Source organism: Qipengyuania psychrotolerans (assembly GCF_019711355.1).
Lineage (GTDB): Bacteria > Pseudomonadota > Alphaproteobacteria > Sphingomonadales > Sphingomonadaceae > Qipengyuania > Qipengyuania psychrotolerans.
Genome location: NZ_CP081297.1, coordinates 2,153,219 through 2,169,362 on the forward strand (window position 1 = coordinate 2,153,219; position 16,144 = coordinate 2,169,362).

16 protein-coding genes are annotated in these 16,144 nt (G+C 61.3%); 10 read left to right on the forward strand and 6 right to left on the reverse strand.

Annotation, left to right across the window (positions count from 1 at the left end; translation table 11 throughout):
* Positions 1-22: 22 nt before the first annotated feature.
* The gene (locus K3166_RS10570; protein ID WP_221422192.1) at positions 23-2,191 is read right to left on the reverse strand and encodes a transglycosylase domain-containing protein; all 2,169 of its coding nucleotides are present in this window, start codon (positions 2,189-2,191) and stop codon (positions 23-25) included.
* 110 nt (positions 2,192-2,301) lie between these two features.
* A complete protein-coding gene (msrB, locus tag K3166_RS10575; RefSeq protein ID WP_221422193.1) occupies positions 2,302-2,700 on the reverse strand; it encodes a peptide-methionine (R)-S-oxide reductase MsrB in 399 nt (132 codons plus the stop codon).
* Between the two features lie 208 nt (positions 2,701-2,908).
* Here msrB and rpsT point away from each other — a divergent pair, with 208 nt between their 5' ends.
* From rpsT to K3166_RS10595, 4 genes are all read left to right on the forward strand, one after another.
* Entirely contained in the window at positions 2,909-3,169 is a 261-nt protein-coding gene (gene rpsT, locus K3166_RS10580; protein ID WP_221422194.1) for a 30S ribosomal protein S20, read from the forward strand.
* 454 nt (positions 3,170-3,623) lie between these two features.
* The gene (gene dnaA / locus K3166_RS10585; RefSeq protein WP_221422195.1) at positions 3,624-5,081 is read left to right on the forward strand and encodes a chromosomal replication initiator protein DnaA; all 1,458 of its coding nucleotides are present in this window, start codon (positions 3,624-3,626) and stop codon (positions 5,079-5,081) included.
* A gap of 114 nt (positions 5,082-5,195) precedes the next feature.
* A complete protein-coding gene (locus K3166_RS10590) occupies positions 5,196-5,963 on the forward strand; it encodes a HesA/MoeB/ThiF family protein (protein ID WP_221422196.1) in 768 nt (255 codons plus the stop codon).
* Positions 5,964-6,112: 149 nt separating this feature from the next.
* Complete coding sequence (locus K3166_RS10595) at positions 6,113-6,937, forward strand: hypothetical protein (RefSeq protein WP_221422197.1); 825 nt, start codon at positions 6,113-6,115, stop codon at positions 6,935-6,937.
* 149 nt (positions 6,938-7,086) lie between these two features.
* Here the strand turns inward: K3166_RS10595 and K3166_RS10600 are convergent, their stop codons facing one another.
* The gene (locus K3166_RS10600; protein WP_221422198.1) at positions 7,087-7,788 is read right to left on the reverse strand and encodes an NAD-dependent deacylase; all 702 of its coding nucleotides are present in this window, start codon (positions 7,786-7,788) and stop codon (positions 7,087-7,089) included.
* A gap of 51 nt (positions 7,789-7,839) precedes the next feature.
* Between K3166_RS10600 and K3166_RS10605 the strand changes: the two genes are divergently transcribed.
* The 5 genes from K3166_RS10605 (at position 7,840) to K3166_RS10625 (ending at position 12,379) form a co-directional block, all read left to right on the forward strand.
* Complete coding sequence (locus K3166_RS10605; protein WP_221422199.1) at positions 7,840-9,696, forward strand: acyltransferase family protein; 1,857 nt, start codon at positions 7,840-7,842, stop codon at positions 9,694-9,696.
* Between the two features lie 9 nt (positions 9,697-9,705).
* A complete protein-coding gene (gene dapB, locus K3166_RS10610) occupies positions 9,706-10,434 on the forward strand; it encodes a 4-hydroxy-tetrahydrodipicolinate reductase (RefSeq protein ID WP_221422200.1) in 729 nt (242 codons plus the stop codon).
* Between the two features lie 4 nt (positions 10,435-10,438).
* Positions 10,439-11,263, forward strand: coding sequence for an ion transporter (locus K3166_RS10615; RefSeq protein WP_221422201.1), 825 nt, complete (start codon positions 10,439-10,441; stop codon positions 11,261-11,263).
* Positions 11,260-11,910 carry an endonuclease III gene (gene nth, locus K3166_RS10620; protein WP_221422202.1) on the forward strand — a complete coding sequence of 217 codons (651 nt, stop codon included), beginning with the start codon at positions 11,260-11,262 and terminating at the stop codon, positions 11,908-11,910. Before K3166_RS10615 ends, nth begins: the two co-directional genes overlap by 4 nt.
* A 97-nt stretch (positions 11,911-12,007) precedes the next feature.
* Positions 12,008-12,379 (forward strand): META domain-containing protein, encoded by a 372-nt coding sequence (locus tag K3166_RS10625; RefSeq protein ID WP_221422203.1) that lies wholly within the window; start codon positions 12,008-12,010, stop codon positions 12,377-12,379.
* A gap of 3 nt (positions 12,380-12,382) precedes the next feature.
* On the opposite strand, the gene K3166_RS10630 is transcribed toward K3166_RS10625, so the two are convergent.
* Positions 12,383-13,621, reverse strand: coding sequence for a dicarboxylate/amino acid:cation symporter (locus tag K3166_RS10630; RefSeq protein WP_221422204.1), 1,239 nt, complete (start codon positions 13,619-13,621; stop codon positions 12,383-12,385).
* Between the two features lie 37 nt (positions 13,622-13,658).
* A complete protein-coding gene (gene dapE, locus K3166_RS10635) occupies positions 13,659-14,795 on the reverse strand; it encodes a succinyl-diaminopimelate desuccinylase (RefSeq protein WP_221422205.1) in 1,137 nt (378 codons plus the stop codon).
* A gap of 29 nt (positions 14,796-14,824) precedes the next feature.
* Between dapE and K3166_RS10640 the strand changes: the two genes are divergently transcribed.
* The gene (locus K3166_RS10640) at positions 14,825-15,292 is read left to right on the forward strand and encodes a cupin domain-containing protein (RefSeq protein WP_221422206.1); all 468 of its coding nucleotides are present in this window, start codon (positions 14,825-14,827) and stop codon (positions 15,290-15,292) included.
* Here K3166_RS10640 and K3166_RS10645 read toward each other — a convergent pair.
* Entirely contained in the window at positions 15,289-16,110 is an 822-nt protein-coding gene (locus K3166_RS10645) for a S1/P1 nuclease (protein WP_345719129.1), read from the reverse strand. The two genes, K3166_RS10640 and K3166_RS10645, sit on opposite strands and share 4 nt — an antisense overlap.
* Positions 16,111-16,144 lie beyond the last annotated feature (34 nt).

Genomic DNA, 16,144 nt, shown 5'->3' on the forward strand with positions numbered 1-16,144 from the left:
CCGGGAGGGCCTTTTTCTTTGGCTACTGTCTGGGGCGTTCTGGCCGCTGAGGACGTTCGCCGCGTCCGGTTGCGCGGTCGAGAAAATCGTCACCGATGGCCTGCGGTGCACCGTCGGCCCCCCGGCCTGTAGGCGGCTGGGTCACCGGAGGCCGGGTCGGGTCGGTCGGCTGGGGACGGGGCACTTCGCCTTCGACAGGGAACGGCATTTCATCGACCCTGCCTTCAGGCGCGCGGCCCGGCTCGATCAGATTGCCTTGCTCGTCGATGTAATAATAGTCGTCCGGATCGCCGAAGAAATACTCGTCATCTTCTTCGAGCTGCCATTCGGGCAGCTTCAGATCGGTATCGAATTCCTCAACCGGGCGGTCCTTCACGGCATAACGCATGAACGCTGCGAACGCCTGGGCCGGCGCACGGCCGCCTTGCAAGCCGCCAACGCGCTTGTTGTCGTCCCGGCCCATCCAGACACCAGTGGTGATGCCGGAAGAAAAGCCGACGAAATATCCGTCCTTGTTGGAACTGGTGGTTCCGGTCTTGCCTGCGACCGGACGGCCGATCTGGGCGGCACGGCCAGTGCCGGTCTGCACAGCTGCCTGCAGCAGATCGGTAATCCCGGCGGCGACATGATCCGGAACCAGCTGAGTGCTGCGGGCACGCTCATGCTCGTAGAGTTTTTCGCCATCGGCGGTCGTCACCTTGACGATACCGAAAGGCTCCACCGAAGCGCCCTTTGCCGAGATCGCGGCAAATGCACGCGTCATGTCGAGGAGGCGCACCTCGTTCGAACCCAAGACCATCGCCGGGTAAGAATTAATCGGCGTGCTGATCCCGAATCGGCGCGCCATCGATGCCACTTGCCCAAAGCCCACTTCATTGCCGAGCTGTGCGGCAACCGTGTTCACCGAATAAGCGAAGGCAGTGCGCAAATCGGTCTCGCCTATGTTCCGGCCATTGGAATTGCGCGGGCTCCAGTCGCCAATCTTGACCGGCGTATCAACGACCCGGTCGTCCGGCGTGTATCCGGCCTCGAGCGCGGCGAGGTATACGAACAGCTTCCAGCTCGATCCCGGCTGGCGCAGGGCGTTGGTCGCGCGGTTGTAATTGGTCTCGACATAATCTGTGCCGCCGACAAGCGCGAGGATGGCCCCGTCCCGGTCGAGGCTGACCAGAGCACCTTGCGTGCCCTCGGGAACATTGGCCTGTACCGCGGCAGTCGCAGCGCGCTGCATCCCGACATCGAGGGTTGTCCAAACCTCGATCGGCTCGAACGTCTCGGGTAGCAGCAGGTCGAGTTGCGGCAGCGCCCAGTCCGTGAAGTAGCGGACCGAATTCTGACCGATCTCTTCCTTGAGATTGACTGCCGAGATATCGACATTCGCCTCGTCTGCGCTGATCCGGCCCTGCTCGCGCATCAGGCTGAGTACAACACTCGCACGGGCAACTGCAGCATCAACGTCGGCGGTCGGCGAATAGCGGCTCGGCGCCTTGACGAGACCTGCGATGATCGCCGCTTCACCTACGGAAAGTTCATTTGCGGGATGGCTGAAAAATTTGCGACTGGCCGAATCCACGCCGTATGCGCCGCCGCCGAAATAGACCTTGTTGAGATAAAGCTCGAGAATCTGTTCCTTGGAGAACTTCCACTCCAGCGCCATCGCGAGCACGGCTTCGCGCACTTTACGATCAACTGTGCGATTGGAATTAAGGAATACATTACGCGCCAGCTGCTGAGTAATCGTCGAGGTCGCACCAAGCCGGTCTTCGCCCGTCGCCCAGACATAGACGGCGCGGGTCAAGCCATAGGGGTCGACGCCCGGATGAGAATAGAAGCGCCGGTCCTCGACCGAAATCATCGCGTCCTTCATGACCTGGGGAATTTCGTCCGAAGCCAGCCATTTTCCGTAGCTGGGACCAAGCTCGACAATCTCCGTTCCGTCACGCGCGCGCACTACAATGGTCTGCGCGTTTTGCGTGGCTTTCAGCTGGTAGAAACTCGGCAGTGAGCGGGAAGCGAACCCGACCGCGATGGCGAGGAAAAGCGCGCCGAGAAGGGCCAGCGCCCCGCCCCACACAATGAGGCGTTTGGACCAATGCCAGAACCTACTCGGCGGTTTGCGGCCTTCGGCCTCGGCGCGCGATGCACGCTGCGCGCGCGTCGCTTTCTTGCGCCGGCTGCCTCTTTTATCCATTCTTCGCAAAACCCTTCATGCGGCCAGCATTGCCCTATAGATGCCACAATCTTGCATGGCGAGCCTCAACCCCGGCTGAACGCACCGGAATTATTGCGCACAGGCAGAGCTCAATCTTCGGGTTCGAAATCAAGCGCGGCGGAATTGATGCAATAGCGCAGGCCGGTATCGCCCGGACCGTCAGGAAACACATGGCCCAAGTGGCCACTGCATCTGGAGCACGTGACTTCGGTGCGGATCATCCCGTGACTGGTATCGCGGTGCTCCTCCACCGCATCGCCTTCTGCAGGCGCAGTGAATGCCGGCCACCCGCAGCCGCTGTCATATTTCTCGCCGCTTTCGAACAGAAGCTGGCCGCAGGCAGCGCAGTGATATTCGCCTTCCTGGCTGTTCTTGTCGTATTTGCCGGTAAAGGCGCGTTCCGTCCCCTTTTCGCGCAGGACGTGATATTGTTCAGGGGTGAGCTTCTCGCGCCATTCGGCATCGCTCTTCTCAAGCTTGTCAGTCACACATTGTCCTTTCGCATACGCTTCCCATATAAGGGCAACAGGAGCCAGTGCACGCGGTTCCTCGATTGTAACCCCAAGTGCGATGATGTGCTTGACGATTCGGGCACTCAACGCTAAGTGCGCCGCTTTCCGGCGGAACTTCCGCCTTTTTCGACACGACCAGATTAGATTTTCGCCGCGCCAACGTGCGGCCCGACCGAGGACAAACATGGCCAATACGCCGCAAGCCAAAAAGCGCATCCGTCGCAACAACAGCCGCGCCGAGATCAACGGTGCCCGCATGAGCCGCATTCGCAATTTCGTGAAGCGGGTCGAGCTCGCCATCGAAGGTGGCGACAAGGATGCGGCCAAGACCGCCCTCCAGGCAGCCCAGCCGGAACTGGCTCGCGGTGTTGCTCGCGGCGTAATGCACAAGAACACGGTCGCTCGTAAGATGAGCCGCCTTTCGAAGCGCGTCGCAGCGCTCTGATTCGCTGGCTCCGGCACACGCCGGGCTCGATTTTCTCAAAGGGGTCGACACCAGAAGTGTCGGCCCCTTTGACACGTCTGGGCTATTCTTTCGGTTGATTGACACCGCCGTCTGAGGGAGCCGAAATTAAAACCCAATGTTTCCCACGATTCGCGTGCCAAAAACGGCCATAAGCGCGCAAAATCAATTGGTTGAACGGCAGGCTGCGGCATAGCGCGAGTCAACAAGTTTATTTCAAGTTTTTTACAGTTATCCCCCTTGCGACTCATCGCGTCTGGGCCTTATCAAATGGTCATGCCCGGGGGGGACAGCCTGGGTTCTCACATCGATGGTAATTGGGGGAAAGCCCGTGAATCGCACGATTCCGGGCAAGGGCAGAGCCATGCCGACCTCCTTTTGCCAACATAACAATAAGCTGGCTGGACTGCCGGACTCTTGGGGGTTGGAAATCATAATGGTCAAATCGGGTGACCTCGCGAACAAGCGGAAGGCAAAAGACGACATGGAGGATCTGGAGGCGGTTAACCTGGCAGCCGATTGGGCTGACATCAGCCAGGGGCTCCGCAAGGATCTCGGGCATCAATTGCACAGCCAGTGGATCAAGCCGATCCAGCTCGGCAAAATCGACAACGAAAGCGGTACGCTCGACCTTTTCCTGCCGACCGAATTCAGTGCCAATTGGGTCAAGGACCGCTTTGCCGATCGCCTGAGCCTGGCTTGGAAAATCGCCCGTAGCGAAGTTCGCAAGGTCAACATTTCGGTTCACCCGGGCCGCCGCCAGGTTGCCGACCTGCGCCTCCATGGCGATGGCCGCCGCCCCGCCAATGATGCCGACCATTCGATGATGGCAATCGGCGCAGATACGCTGGGCGATCATGGCTTCACTTCCAGCGTCGGCCTCGACGCCTCGCTCAGCTTTGCCGCTTTCGTAACCGGCGAAGCGAACATCCTCGCTTTCAACGCGGCACAGCGCATGTCCGCGACAGAAAAGCCGCAATTCAGCCCGCTCTATCTCAAGGGTGCCACCGGCCAGGGCAAGACGCACCTCCTGCATGCCATCGGGCACACCTTCCTCAAGACGCATACGCGCAGCCGTATCTTCTACTGCAGCGCCGAGCGTTTCATGGTCGAATTCGTCCAGGCCCTGAAGGCAAACCGGATGATGGAATTCAAGGCGCGCCTGCGCAGCTTCGACCTGCTGCTGGTAGACGACATCCAGTTCATCATCGGCAAGGCTTCCGCACAGGAAGAACTGCTCTACACGATCGATGCGCTGCTGAACGAAGGCAAGCGACTGGTGTTTGCCGCCGACCGCGCGCCTCAGGCGCTGGACGGGGTGGAGCCACGTTTGCTCAGCCGCCTGTCGATGGGCCTCGTTGCCGACATCCAGCCCGCCGATATCGAGCTGCGTAAGAAGATCCTGCACTCCAAGCTGAGCAAGTTTGCTCCGCTTTCCGTGCCTGAAGACGTGCTCGAATTTCTCGCCCGGACCATCACCCGCAACGTTCGCGAGCTGGTCGGCGGTCTCAACAAACTGATCGCCTACGCACAGCTGACGGGGCAGGAAGTCTCGCTCCAGCTGGCAGAAGAACAGCTGACCGATATCCTGTCGGCCAACCGCCGCCGCATCACGATCGACGAGATCCAGCGCACGGTCTGCCAGTTCTACCGGATCGATCGCAGCGAAATGTCATCCAAGCGGCGCGCCCGCGCCGTGGTCCGCCCGCGTCAGGTGGCAATGTACCTGTCCAAGGTGCTTACGCCGCGCAGCTATCCGGAAATCGGACGCAAGTTCGGCGGACGCGATCATTCGACCGTGATCCACGCTGTGCGCCTGATCGAAGACCTGCGCGAACGCGATGCCGACATGGACGGTGATGTCCGCAGTCTGCTGCGTCAGCTCGAAAGCTGACCAGACTTTTCGCGCCCTTCGGTTCGCACTTCAAGGCACGAAAACCTTGCTGAACGACAGGCCCCTCGCAGAGGCCTGTCGACAGCTTCCCCACATGATGCCAACAGGCTTTCCATGAGCTTGTCACCAGAGAGACTTGATCGTTTCGCCCGCCATATCGTGCTGCCTGAAATCGGCGGCGCGGGTCAGATGGCGCTGGCGGGCAAGCACCTGGTGCTGATCGGACTGGGCGGCATCGGCTCGCCCGCGCTGCAATATCTGGCGGCATCGGGTATCGGCCATCTCACGCTGGTCGATGACGACAAGGTCGACCCCAGCAACCTGCAACGCCAGACGCTGTATAATGAACGCGATGTCGGTCACGGGAAGGCGCCATGCGCCAAGCGCTGGGTCACGCTGTTCGACCCCAGGCTGGATGTGGAGATCAGTGACCGCCGGATCGATGCAGGCAATGTCGATGCGCTTGTTTCAGGAGCGGACCTCGTGCTCGATGGCACCGACAATTTCGCAACGCGCCTCGCGGTTTCCGATGCGTGCGTGCGCGCTGGCGTCCCCCTGCTGTCGGCTGCTGTGGGCCGCTTCCAGGGCCAGGTCGGGGCCTTTGCAGGTCATTTTGAAAGTGAATCCTGTTATCGCTGTTTCGTGGGCGATGCCTTCGATGCAGAGGACTGTGACACGTGCGCGGAAGACGGCATGCTTGGCGCGATGGCAGGCTGGATCGGAACCTTTGCCGCGATGCAGGCCATCCGCGTGCTGCTGGACGGAACCAGTGCCTACGGCCGCTCCGACTGGAGCCGCGTCCACCTGCTCGACGGAATGGACCCGGGCATGCGCGCCTTCACGATTGCCAAGGACCCCGCTTGCAAAGGGTGCGGTGGGTAAGGTCGGCTAACGACCCGTTTGCGGACTAAGCCTGTAGGCTGTTTGAGGCAAAAGGATGCCTCGCGTTTAAGGGAAATTTAGCAGCAGCTTTGCCCTACGCTATTTGCGTGCTAGTATTTCTTTGGGTCGGCTCATTGGGGGATGGAGCGATGCCATACAAATACGGCCACTATTTCGTGGGTTTCGTGCTGCTGGTTACTGTGACCGGCTTTTGGGCGAGCTATTTCACGATGATCGGCAACGTCCCGCTCGCATTCCACGTCCATGCCGTTACCGCGACAAGCTGGCTGCTGCTGCTTTTCGTCCAAAGCCTCGCTATTCACCGCCGCATGAATACGTTTCATAAGACGTTGGGCAAGGCGAGCTTCGCTTTGTTCCCATTGCTCATCGTTGGCTTCGTGATGATTATCAATGTCTCGGCTGCGCGCTTCGCGACGCTTGAAAGCCCCTTCATCGCGGTTCTGGGACCAGCATTCGGAATCGGCATGGCCATCGCCATTACCGCCTACCTGACCCTATTTTATCTGGCCTTGCGCAATCGGCGCAATATCAAACTCCACGCTGGATATATGCTAGCGACACCGATGATCCTGTTCGAATCGCCTTTCAGCCGCCTGATGGATCAAGCGTTCCCTTGGATGAATGTGATTGGCAGCGAGGGTCCCCGGCAGGTTCTCGATACGATAGCAATTAGCGACGCCATGGTCGCGACCTTCGCGATGGCCCTGTATTTTTTAGATCGCAAGAATGGCGCCCCGTGGCTGGTCGCGACATTTTTCGTCATCCTTCAGGCGGTCGTGATGTGGTTTGCGCCCGATATGGCGGGACTGGACGGGCTCTTTGCCGCCTATAGTCAGATACCGCCGAGTTTGACCGTATTACTGGGTCTGATCGCGGGCGGGCTGGCAGGCTACCTAGGCTGGACAAGGGGCCTTTCGCCAGCGCGGGCCCCAGCAAAAGCGAGCCCGGCCTGACGGTTCAGGGGATGGCTCGCGAAGGTGCTGTCAAATCAAAGGGGCTGAATGAGCAAGGCTGATATCCCAATCCTCTACTTCAACGCAGGGGCGGGGACTATCTGTCTCGTCGTGATATTGTCAGTCCGCTTCTCACCCATTTCCTGCCATTAACGACCCAGCATTTCCGCCACCCACTCCGGCACCAACTGCCCTGCAGCCCCCTGTCGCGCTGCGTGGAACCAGTGCGAGCCTTCGCTGCGCTCTAGATTGAGTTCGAGCGTGTGCACGCCGAGCTCGCGCGCATCGCGGACGAAGCCTGCCGCCGGGTAGACCGCGCCGCTAGTGCCGATCGACACGAACAGGTCGGCATTCCGAAGCGCCGCATGGATGCGCTCCAGCTGATACGGCATCTCGCCGAACCACACGACATCGGGGCGCAGGGACCGCGCCTCGCAGGTCGGGCATTCGGGGCGGCCGATGAGCGGCCCGGTCCAGCGGTGCCGGCTGTCGCACATGGGGCATAGGGCGCTGAGCAGCTCGCCGTGCATATGCAGCACGCGGCGAGCACCGGCACGTTCGTGCAGATCGTCGACGTTCTGGGTAACGATGAGCAGATCGCCTCCCCACTGCTGATCCAGCCGCGCCAGCGCCTCGTGTGCCGGGTTCGGGGCAGCTTTCTGGACGGCAGCTCTGCGCGCATCGTAGAAACGCTGCACAAGCTGCGGATCCCGCGCAAAGCCTTCGGGCGTGGCGACATCTTCGACCCGGTGCTGTTCCCACAGCCCGCCGGCATCGCGGAATGTATCAATTCCGCTCTCTGCCGAGACACCTGCGCCAGTAAGGATGACGATGTTGGTAATGTCTGCCATGCAAGCGACTGTTTGACGGACACGGGGGGCAGGTCAACACTTATGGAGCCTATGGCAAAGCCTGCCTACCGGCCCGACATCGACGGGCTGCGTGCGCTCGCCGTACTCCCGGTCGTGCTTTACCACGCGGGCGTACCGGGATTTTCCGGCGGCTATGTCGGGGTGGACATATTCTTCGTCATATCCGGTTTCCTGATTACCGGGATCATCGCCCGCGAAGTGGACGAAGGCCATTTTTCGATCTGGCATTTCTACGAACGCCGGGCACGCCGCATCTTGCCTGCGCTGTTCGTACTGGTCGCTGCCGTGCTGGTGGCTGCCAGCCTCATCTTCCTGCCCGGCGATTTCGAAGGCGTGCCGCGATCGGCCCTCGCCGCGCTCGGTTTCGTGGCCAACATCTGGTTTTTCAGCCAATCCGGTTATTTCCAGGGCGCAGCAGAGACCATGCCGTTGTTGCATACCTGGTCGCTCGGTGTGGAAGAGCAGTTCTATATCGTCTTCCCGCTCGCCCTGATCCTCATCGGAAAATTCGCATCCAGCTGGCGGACGGCCATGGTCTGGGTGCTGGCAGCGGCAAGTCTGCTCCTTGCGCTTGCAACTGCAGATAATGGCGACGGCTTCGCGTTCTACCTGCTGCCTGCCCGCGCATGGGAATTGCTCGCGGGATCGCTTCTCGCTCTCGGCGCAGTGCGCGCGGTCGAGGGCCGAGCTTTGCGCGAAGTGTCGAGCTGGGCTGGAATCGGAATGATTGCCTACGCCGTCTTCACATATGACAAGGCAACCACCTTCCCGGGCCTTGCCGCCGTCCCGCCCGTGCTGGGCGCGGCCCTCCTGATCCACTGCGCACCGGGAACTAGCGCGGGACGGGTCCTTTCATGGAAGCCCGCCGTATGGATCGGCCTGCTCAGCTACTCGCTCTATCTGTGGCATTGGCCGCTGATCGTGTTTGCCGAATACTGGCAGGATGCCCCGCTTGGCTATGCCCAGTCGGCCGCCGTGATCGCCGCATCCGTCCTTGCCGCCTGGATCAGCCTGCGGTGGGCCGAGACACCGTTCCGCAATCGGACACGCTATTCTCGCAGCGCAATCTTCAAGGCGAGCGGATTGGGGATGGCCGCTCTCGGCGCAGCCTGTCTCTTCATGATTTCCCTTGGCGGTTGGACATCACGCTTCGCGCCCGAGGTGCAGAAATACACCGCCGCCGCAAATGACGTCAGTCCCTTGCGCGCTGAATGCCTCAGAACATCCTATGCACCGCCTGATCCGGCCTGCACCTTGGGAAGCGAAGCTGTGGCAGACGCCTTGTTGTGGGGGGACAGCCATGGGGCCGAGTTTGCATGGGTGCTGGGAGAACGGGCAGCAGCAAGCGGCCGTTCGATCGAGCAACGAACCCTCGGCAGCTGCGCTCCTGTGGCCGCTATCGATACCCCGGCATCTTCAAATTGCGCGATATTCAACGCCGAGGTTCTCGGTGAAATAGCGCGGCGTCCCGAATTGGAGACGATCTATCTTGCCGGGTTCTGGGCTAATGGCGCTTATGACAAGCGAGCATCGCAGCTGGCAGCAACGATTGTGCACCTCCAGAAAATGGGGCGCCGCGTCGTGTTGATAGGGGCGGTCACTCCGCAGCCGCGCTCTGTTCCGCGAGCATTGTCGCGCGCTGCGGCATTCGGCGGGGATCTGCCGGAAACCACCTCACTAGCTGAATACGAGGCCAAGGCAGGCTGGATCACGCGCCGCTTCGATGGCTGGCGCGAGAGCGGCGTGACCATCATCGATCCGGCAACCGTCCTGTTCGACGGCCCCAGCAGCCGGATTACTTCGGAGGACAAATTGCTGTATTTCGACTCTCACCATTTGACGCTCGCCGGTGCACGGCTAGTTCTGGACGCACACGCGCCGCAATAGGGGACGGACTTGGCGAATTTCGGAGTAATCGGCAGCAATGGCGCGATGGGCGAGGCGCTCAAGCGGGTCATCGAGGCGTCGGGCCACACCTATGCCGGCGGCATCGACAAGGGCGGCGATGCAGCCGGCCTCGCCGATGCCAGCGATGCGCTGATCGATTTTTCGGCGCCCGCTGCGCTGAAGACTAACCTTCACGCTGCAATCGGCGCCGGGGTGCCGATCGTCGTCGGGACCACCGGGCTGGAACCCGGCCACCACCAGGCTATCGACGAAGCGGCGCGGGCAATCCCCGTGCTGCAAACCGGCAATACCTCGCTCGGCGTGACGCTGCTGGCCCATTTGGTGAACGAAGCCGCGCAGCGCCTTGGCGATGACTGGGATATCGAGATCGTCGAGATGCACCATCGCCGCAAGGTCGATGCGCCTTCCGGCACCGCCCTCTTGCTGGGCGAGGCTGCTGCGAAAGGTCGCGGCGTCGAACTGAGCCAGGCCAGCGAAAGCGGCCGCGATGGTCACACGGGCGCCCGCAAACAGGGCGCTATTGGCTTCGCCGCCTTGCGCGGAGGCACGGTCACCGGCGAACACAGCGTCATACTTGCCGGCGACGAAGAACGGATCACCCTGTCGCACAGTGCGGAAAATCGCGACATTTTCGCGCGCGGTGCCGTTAAGGCAGCTGAATGGCTGCAAGACCGCGAAGCAGGCCGCTACACGATGGAGGAAGTCCTGGGACTTTGACACGATGAGCGCGCGCCAGTTCCTCTATCACCAGCTGCATATCGGTGCGAAACCCGACGGCAGGCTGACGCCGCTCAACATCCTTCTGGTATGGGTCATCATCGCTGCAGTCGTGACCGGCATCATGTCGACCGAGGTCGAGTTCGACCGGCAATGGCATGATGAAATCCTGATGGCCGAGCTGGGCTTTGGCGTCGTCTTCCTAGCCGAATATGCAGCCCGCATTTTTGCTGCTCCGGAACATCCGGGTCCAGGCAGCGCCGCTGCCAAGCGATTGCGCTTCATTGTCTCGCCGCTCGGGCTGATCGACCTGGCCGTGGTGCTCATAACCTTCGCTCCGTTCTTCGTCTCCCATGCCGCAGCGCTTCGCATTGTACGTTTGCTGCGCGTCATCTCGATCATGAAGTTTGGCCGCTTTACCGTGGCCACACGGGAAATGGCGATGGCGATCCGCGAACGCAGCTATGACCTGCTGGTCTGCCTCGCGCTGGCTTTCGTCCTGCTGCTCACCGGAGCGACCCTGCTTTATTTCATCGAAGGCGAATTGCAGCCCGAGGCTTTCGGAAGCATTCCGCGCGCGCTGTGGTGGGCGGTGATTACATTCACGACCGTGGGCTATGGCGATGTCTATCCGGTTACTTCGCTTGGCCGCTTAATCGGATCAGCGGTTGCCATCATCGGTGTGCTGCTGGTGGCGCTGCCCACCGGCATCGTCGCCGCAGCCTTCAGCGATGCGATGCAGCACCGCCGCGAGGAAATCGAAAAAGCGTTGAAAAAGGCGAAAGAACGCGGCGAATTGCCCGGTGACGAGACTGGCGACATCACGTGACGAAAGACCAGATTTTCGAGTTCTTCCGCCGGCTTGCGGAAGACAATCCTTCGCCCGAAACTGAGCTTGAATACGGCAATTGCTACCAGCTGGTGGTGGCCGTGGCGCTTTCCGCGCAGGCGACAGACGTCGGCGTGAACAAGGCCACCCGGGCCCTGTTTCGCGAGGTGAAAACGCCGGAGCAAATGCTGGAGCTGGGCGAAGATGGCCTGAAAGAGCACATCAAGACCATCGGCCTGTTCAACTCCAAGGCGAAGAACGTCATCGCGCTCAGCCAGTTGCTGGTCGACGAATATGGCGGCGAGGTTCCCGACACGCGCGAAGATCTCGTCCGCCTGCCCGGCGTGGGCCGCAAGACCGCGAACGTCGTGCTCAACTGCTGGTTCGGGCACGAGACCTTCGCGGTCGACACACACATCTTCCGCGTCGGCAACCGCACCGGCCTCGCCAAGGGCAAGACGCCCGAGCAGGTCGAGGCGAAGCTGGAAAAGCGCGTGCCCCAACCTTTCCGGCTAGGCGCACATCACTGGCTGATCCTGCACGGCCGCTATGTCTGCAAGGCAAGGACGCCGGAATGCTGGCGGTGCAAGGTGGTGGATCTGTGCAGCTACCGGAAGAAGGTGCTGGAAAAGCCCAAGGGGAGGTGAGAACAGCCTCGGATCGCAGGGCGGAGACGTGCGTTCTCCCAAGATGAGACCACTTCACGCAGCAGCTATTCTGTGCACGATTTTGGCGGGTGGATGCATGACGCCGCTACCCGCCACCGTGACGCCGGTTGATGAAGCAAGCGTTCTTGGTCGATGGGAGCTTGAGCGTATCGATCGCAAAAAGATCGCTAATGCGATCTCTCTGGATTTCATGGCAAACGGTCAGGTCAGGGGCGCAATCGAGTGCAACACCTTCCTGACCGACTACACAATATCCGAACAAGCAATCGAGCTTGGCAATGCCATCATCACTGCTGCGGGTTGCCATCCTCGCTTCGATGCCGAACCGCGACTGGTCGAGCGAGCCGAGACAACACTGTTTGCTCAGCCGCCAGCGACAATCAGTGACGATGGCAAATATCTTCTGCTCAACGGCACGAGCGTCCTCGTGTTCAGGCGCGTAGGCTAAGCCTCAGACGTCATCCGCCGAGACCATCTCGGTCCGGTCGATCTCACCCGTCATCACCGCCACTGTCGTCGCCACGGCGGCATCGCCGCTGACGTTGGTCGTGGTGCGCATCATGTCCATGATGCGGTCCACACCCGCCACGAAAGCGATGGTTTCGAGCGGCACTCCGACTGCGCCGAAAACCAGCGCCATCATAATCAGCCCTGCGCCCGGAATGCCCGCCGCACCGACCGCGCCAAGCGTCGCGAGGATCGAGATCAGGAAGTAATCGCCCCATGACAGGTCGACGCCGAAGACCTGCGCGCCGAACAGCGTGGCGAGGCCGAGATACATCGCAGTGCCGTTCATGTTGATCGTCGCGCCGAGGCTGATCACGAAGGCCGCGACCGAGTTCGAGACACCCAGGTTACGCTCCGCGCAGCGCAGCGTCACCGGCAGCGTCGCGTTGGACGAAGCGGTGGAATAGCTCACCGCCATCGCATCCACGATCCCGCGGAAGAAATCGCGCACCGGCAGCTTGGCGATGAATTTGATCATGGCCGAATACATCACGAAGATGATCAGCAGGCAGCCGAGATAGTTGAGGCCGACCAGCTTGGCGAGTGCGAACAGGGCATCCAGTCCTAGCGTTCCGGCCACCCACGCCATGAGCGCGAACACACCAAAGGGGGTCAGTTCCATCACGATCATCGTGACCTTCTGCATCACGATCGCGCCGCTATCGAAGATCTTCTGGACCGGTTCGCCGTCCTTGCCTGCCATCAGGATGCCGATACCAATCAGCATGGAGAAGACGATGAGCGGCAAAACGGCCACATCCGCCATCACCTGCACCGGGCTTTCGGGCACGATAGACAGGATCATGTCCACTGCCGTCGTCTCGTTCGGCACGGGTGTTTCTCCGCGCGCAATCGCGCTGGTATCGACCCCTGCACCCGGTGCCAGCACGGTGCCAAGGAACAAGCCCAGCCACACGGCTATCTGACCCGTCACGATAAACAGCAGCATCGCCCGCCCGCCGACCGCACCCAGCTTGCGCAAATCGCCAATGGCGGCAACGCCGGAAACAAGGCTGAAGAAAATGAGCGGGACGACCAGCATCTTGATCGACTTGATGAAGAAATCGCCGATCCACTTGATGCTTTCGGCATCCGGGCCCCAGCTATAGCCGGTCAGGACCCCCAGGATGAGCGCCGTCAGGACGCGCTGCCATAGCGGAATTTCGAACCAGACCCTCAGCATGCGTATCCCCTCGCGTCCCTAGTATTCTTGTCGTCAATTATCGTGTCAGCGCATCTTTCGCGATGGCCGTGTAGATGCGGCTTAGCGTGGAAAGGTCCTCGATGGCCACAGCTTCGTCGCGCTTGTGCATCGTCGCGTTGCACAGGCCGAATTCGATGACCGGGCACACGCTGCGCAGAAAGCGGGCGTCCGATGTCCCCCCAGTGGTCGATGGCTCTGGATCGACACCCGTTTCCGCCTTTACTGCGCGGGCGATAATGTCGGAAAATTCGCCGGGCGGAGTGAGAAAAGGCTCGCCCGATATGATCGGCAATGCCGAGCCGCCGTGCTTTTCCGCGATTGCGCCGATCTTTTCCGACAGCGAGGCACCGGAGTGCGTATCGTTGAAGCGGATCGAGATGCGCGCCCTTGCTGCCGCCGGTATGACATTGTGCGCATCGTTGGGCACATCGATCTCGGTAATTTCGAGATTGGAGGGCTGGAACCAGTCGGTCCCTTCGTCCAGCACCAGCGCATCCAGTTCTGCCAGCATCGCGACCAGCTTGGGAATTGGGTTATCGGCCAGGTGCGGATAGGCCACGTGGCCCTGTGTGCCTTCGACCTCGAGCCAGATATTGACCGAGCCGCGCCGCCCGATTTTCATCATGTCGCCGAGCCGGTTCACGCTGGTCGGCTCTCCGACCAGGCAGAGGTCCGGCTGATGGTCATGTTCGCGCATGAAATCGATCAGCGCGCGCGTCCCGTGGAGCGCCGGGCCTTCTTCATCGCCAGTGATGATAAAGCTAATCGTGCCGGCATCTTGCGGGACGTGGGCCACCGCTTCCACCATGCAGGCGATTGAGCCCTTCATGTCCACGGCACCGCGTCCATACAGCATCTCGCCGCGCACTTCCGGTTCGAACGCATCGCTGGCCCAGCCGCCGCCCGGCGGGACGACATCGAGATGCCCGGCGAAGGAGAAATGCTTCGATCCTTCCGGTCCTCGGCGGATGGCGAACAGGTTTTCGACCGGTGCCTCCGGCGAACGCGGCTCGCCCTCGCCCCGGGTGAATCGGGTCACTTCGAACCCCAGGGGGCTGAGCATCGCTTCCATTTCATCGAAGACGGAACCCGTTGCCGGGGTGACGCTGGGTGCGGCCATCAGCCGCTTGGCGAGATCGAGAACATCGGTCATGATCCACCCGCTAGCAGGAGTGTGCGAGAATGCCCAAGCTTGAACTGGAAGACATCCCCCAAACCAATGCCACGGGCTATCCGCCACCCTATGACGAGGACGTGCAAGGCCGCTACTACCGCCGCCTTGCACCTGCCGCAGGTCTGACCAAGCTGGGGGCAAGCCACGTCACCTTGCAGCCTGGGGCCTATTCGTCGCAGCGGCACTGGCACAGCGCTCAGGATGAGTTGGTCATAATGCTGTTGGGCGAGGCGATACTGATCGAAGACCAGGGTGAAATCCCCGTTCGGTCAGGCGACGTGCTGGCATGGCCCGCAGGAAACACGAACGGCCACCGCCTGCACAACCGCTCCGACAAGCCTTGCGTATTCATCGCGATCAGCGGCGGCGAGCGGGACGAGGATCGGGGTGAATATCCCGATATCGACATGGTGTTCGGACCCGAAGGCTATTTCCGCAAGGACGGCACTCCTTACGACACCGCGCGCGTACCCTAATCCCGTTCAGGCGCTGGCAGCGGCCCCGGTGCAAAGGCCGCATCGAGATACTCCGCCATCCGGATACCGGCCTGCTGGATCCGGCGCTGCGAGACAGGAATAGCCCGCTCGATATCTTCCTGCGTCAGGGCAGCTTCGTCCGGCAGATCCTCACCTTCGCAAGGCGGGCGGTCGAACGCATTGGGATAGACAAAATCGCGGCTTGTCTCCCAGCTTTCCCGGCCCCAGTCCGCAGGAGTTCCGCCGCCAAGTTCAGCGCGCTCTTCCGGCGAATACCGGCGCACCAGCGGGACAGGTGACGAAGTTATTGCACGTTCGGCCAGCGGCCCGTCCCAGATCCAGTGCAGATTGAGGCCAGGCGCAATCCCGTATGCCGTCTCGATATCGTTGCCGCCGCGGTCTTCGTGATCGCCCGAATGCAGCGGCATGTGCACATCGCCGATGAAGTGGACGAGGAACGCCAGCGCCTCCAGCCGGACATTGGCCGGCAGCCCCTCGTCGGCCAGAATGCGCTGGTTGCGCTCGATCTGGGCAAGGATACAGTTCTGGCCCGAACATTTGCGGCGAGGCTCATACGCCGAGCACACTGGCGCGGTGCGATAGTGCCACGCAAAGGTATAGCCCCAGCGCCAGTAATCCTTGCGCAGGCAATCGGGCCAGACGCTGGCGTCTTCCAAGCTGGCGAGATCGCAGTCGGGTTCGCCAAGCTGTGGCGCAGCACGAAGCAGCTTGGCAATCCCGGCGCGTGTTTCAGGACGGATGTTCTCGTTCGCGATTTCGGCCGTGGTCCGGTGGGCATAGAAGCCCCAGGCGCTCACTTGTACGGGCAGCAGCGTTAGAACCGCCGCCAAT

Bases quoted from the DNA above. Each gene is read 5' to 3' on its own strand.
- K3166_RS10605 (WP_221422199.1), top strand. From the start codon at position 7,840: ATGGCAAAGCCTGCCTACCGGCCCGACATCGACGGGCTGCGTGCGCTC.
- K3166_RS10625 (WP_221422203.1), top strand. From the start codon at position 12,008: ATGACGCCGCTACCCGCCACCGTGACGCCGGTTGATGAAGCAAGCGTT.
- K3166_RS10640 (WP_221422206.1), top strand. From the start codon at position 14,825: ATGCCCAAGCTTGAACTGGAAGACATCCCCCAAACCAATGCCACGGGC.
- K3166_RS10570 (WP_221422192.1), bottom strand. From the start codon at position 2,191: ATGGATAAAAGAGGCAGCCGGCGCAAGAAAGCGACGCGCGCGCAGCGT.
- rpsT (WP_221422194.1), top strand. From the start codon at position 2,909: ATGGCCAATACGCCGCAAGCCAAAAAGCGCATCCGTCGCAACAACAGC.
- dapE (WP_221422205.1), bottom strand. From the start codon at position 14,795: ATGACCGATGTTCTCGATCTCGCCAAGCGGCTGATGGCCGCACCCAGC.
- K3166_RS10590 (WP_221422196.1), top strand. From the start codon at position 5,196: ATGAGCTTGTCACCAGAGAGACTTGATCGTTTCGCCCGCCATATCGTG.
- K3166_RS10630 (WP_221422204.1), bottom strand. From the start codon at position 13,621: ATGCTGAGGGTCTGGTTCGAAATTCCGCTATGGCAGCGCGTCCTGACG.
- K3166_RS10595 (WP_221422197.1), top strand. From the start codon at position 6,113: ATGCCATACAAATACGGCCACTATTTCGTGGGTTTCGTGCTGCTGGTT.
- K3166_RS10600 (WP_221422198.1), bottom strand. From the start codon at position 7,788: ATGGCAGACATTACCAACATCGTCATCCTTACTGGCGCAGGTGTCTCG.
- K3166_RS10615 (WP_221422201.1), top strand. From the start codon at position 10,439: ATGAGCGCGCGCCAGTTCCTCTATCACCAGCTGCATATCGGTGCGAAA.
- dnaA (WP_221422195.1), top strand. From the start codon at position 3,624: ATGGTCAAATCGGGTGACCTCGCGAACAAGCGGAAGGCAAAAGACGAC.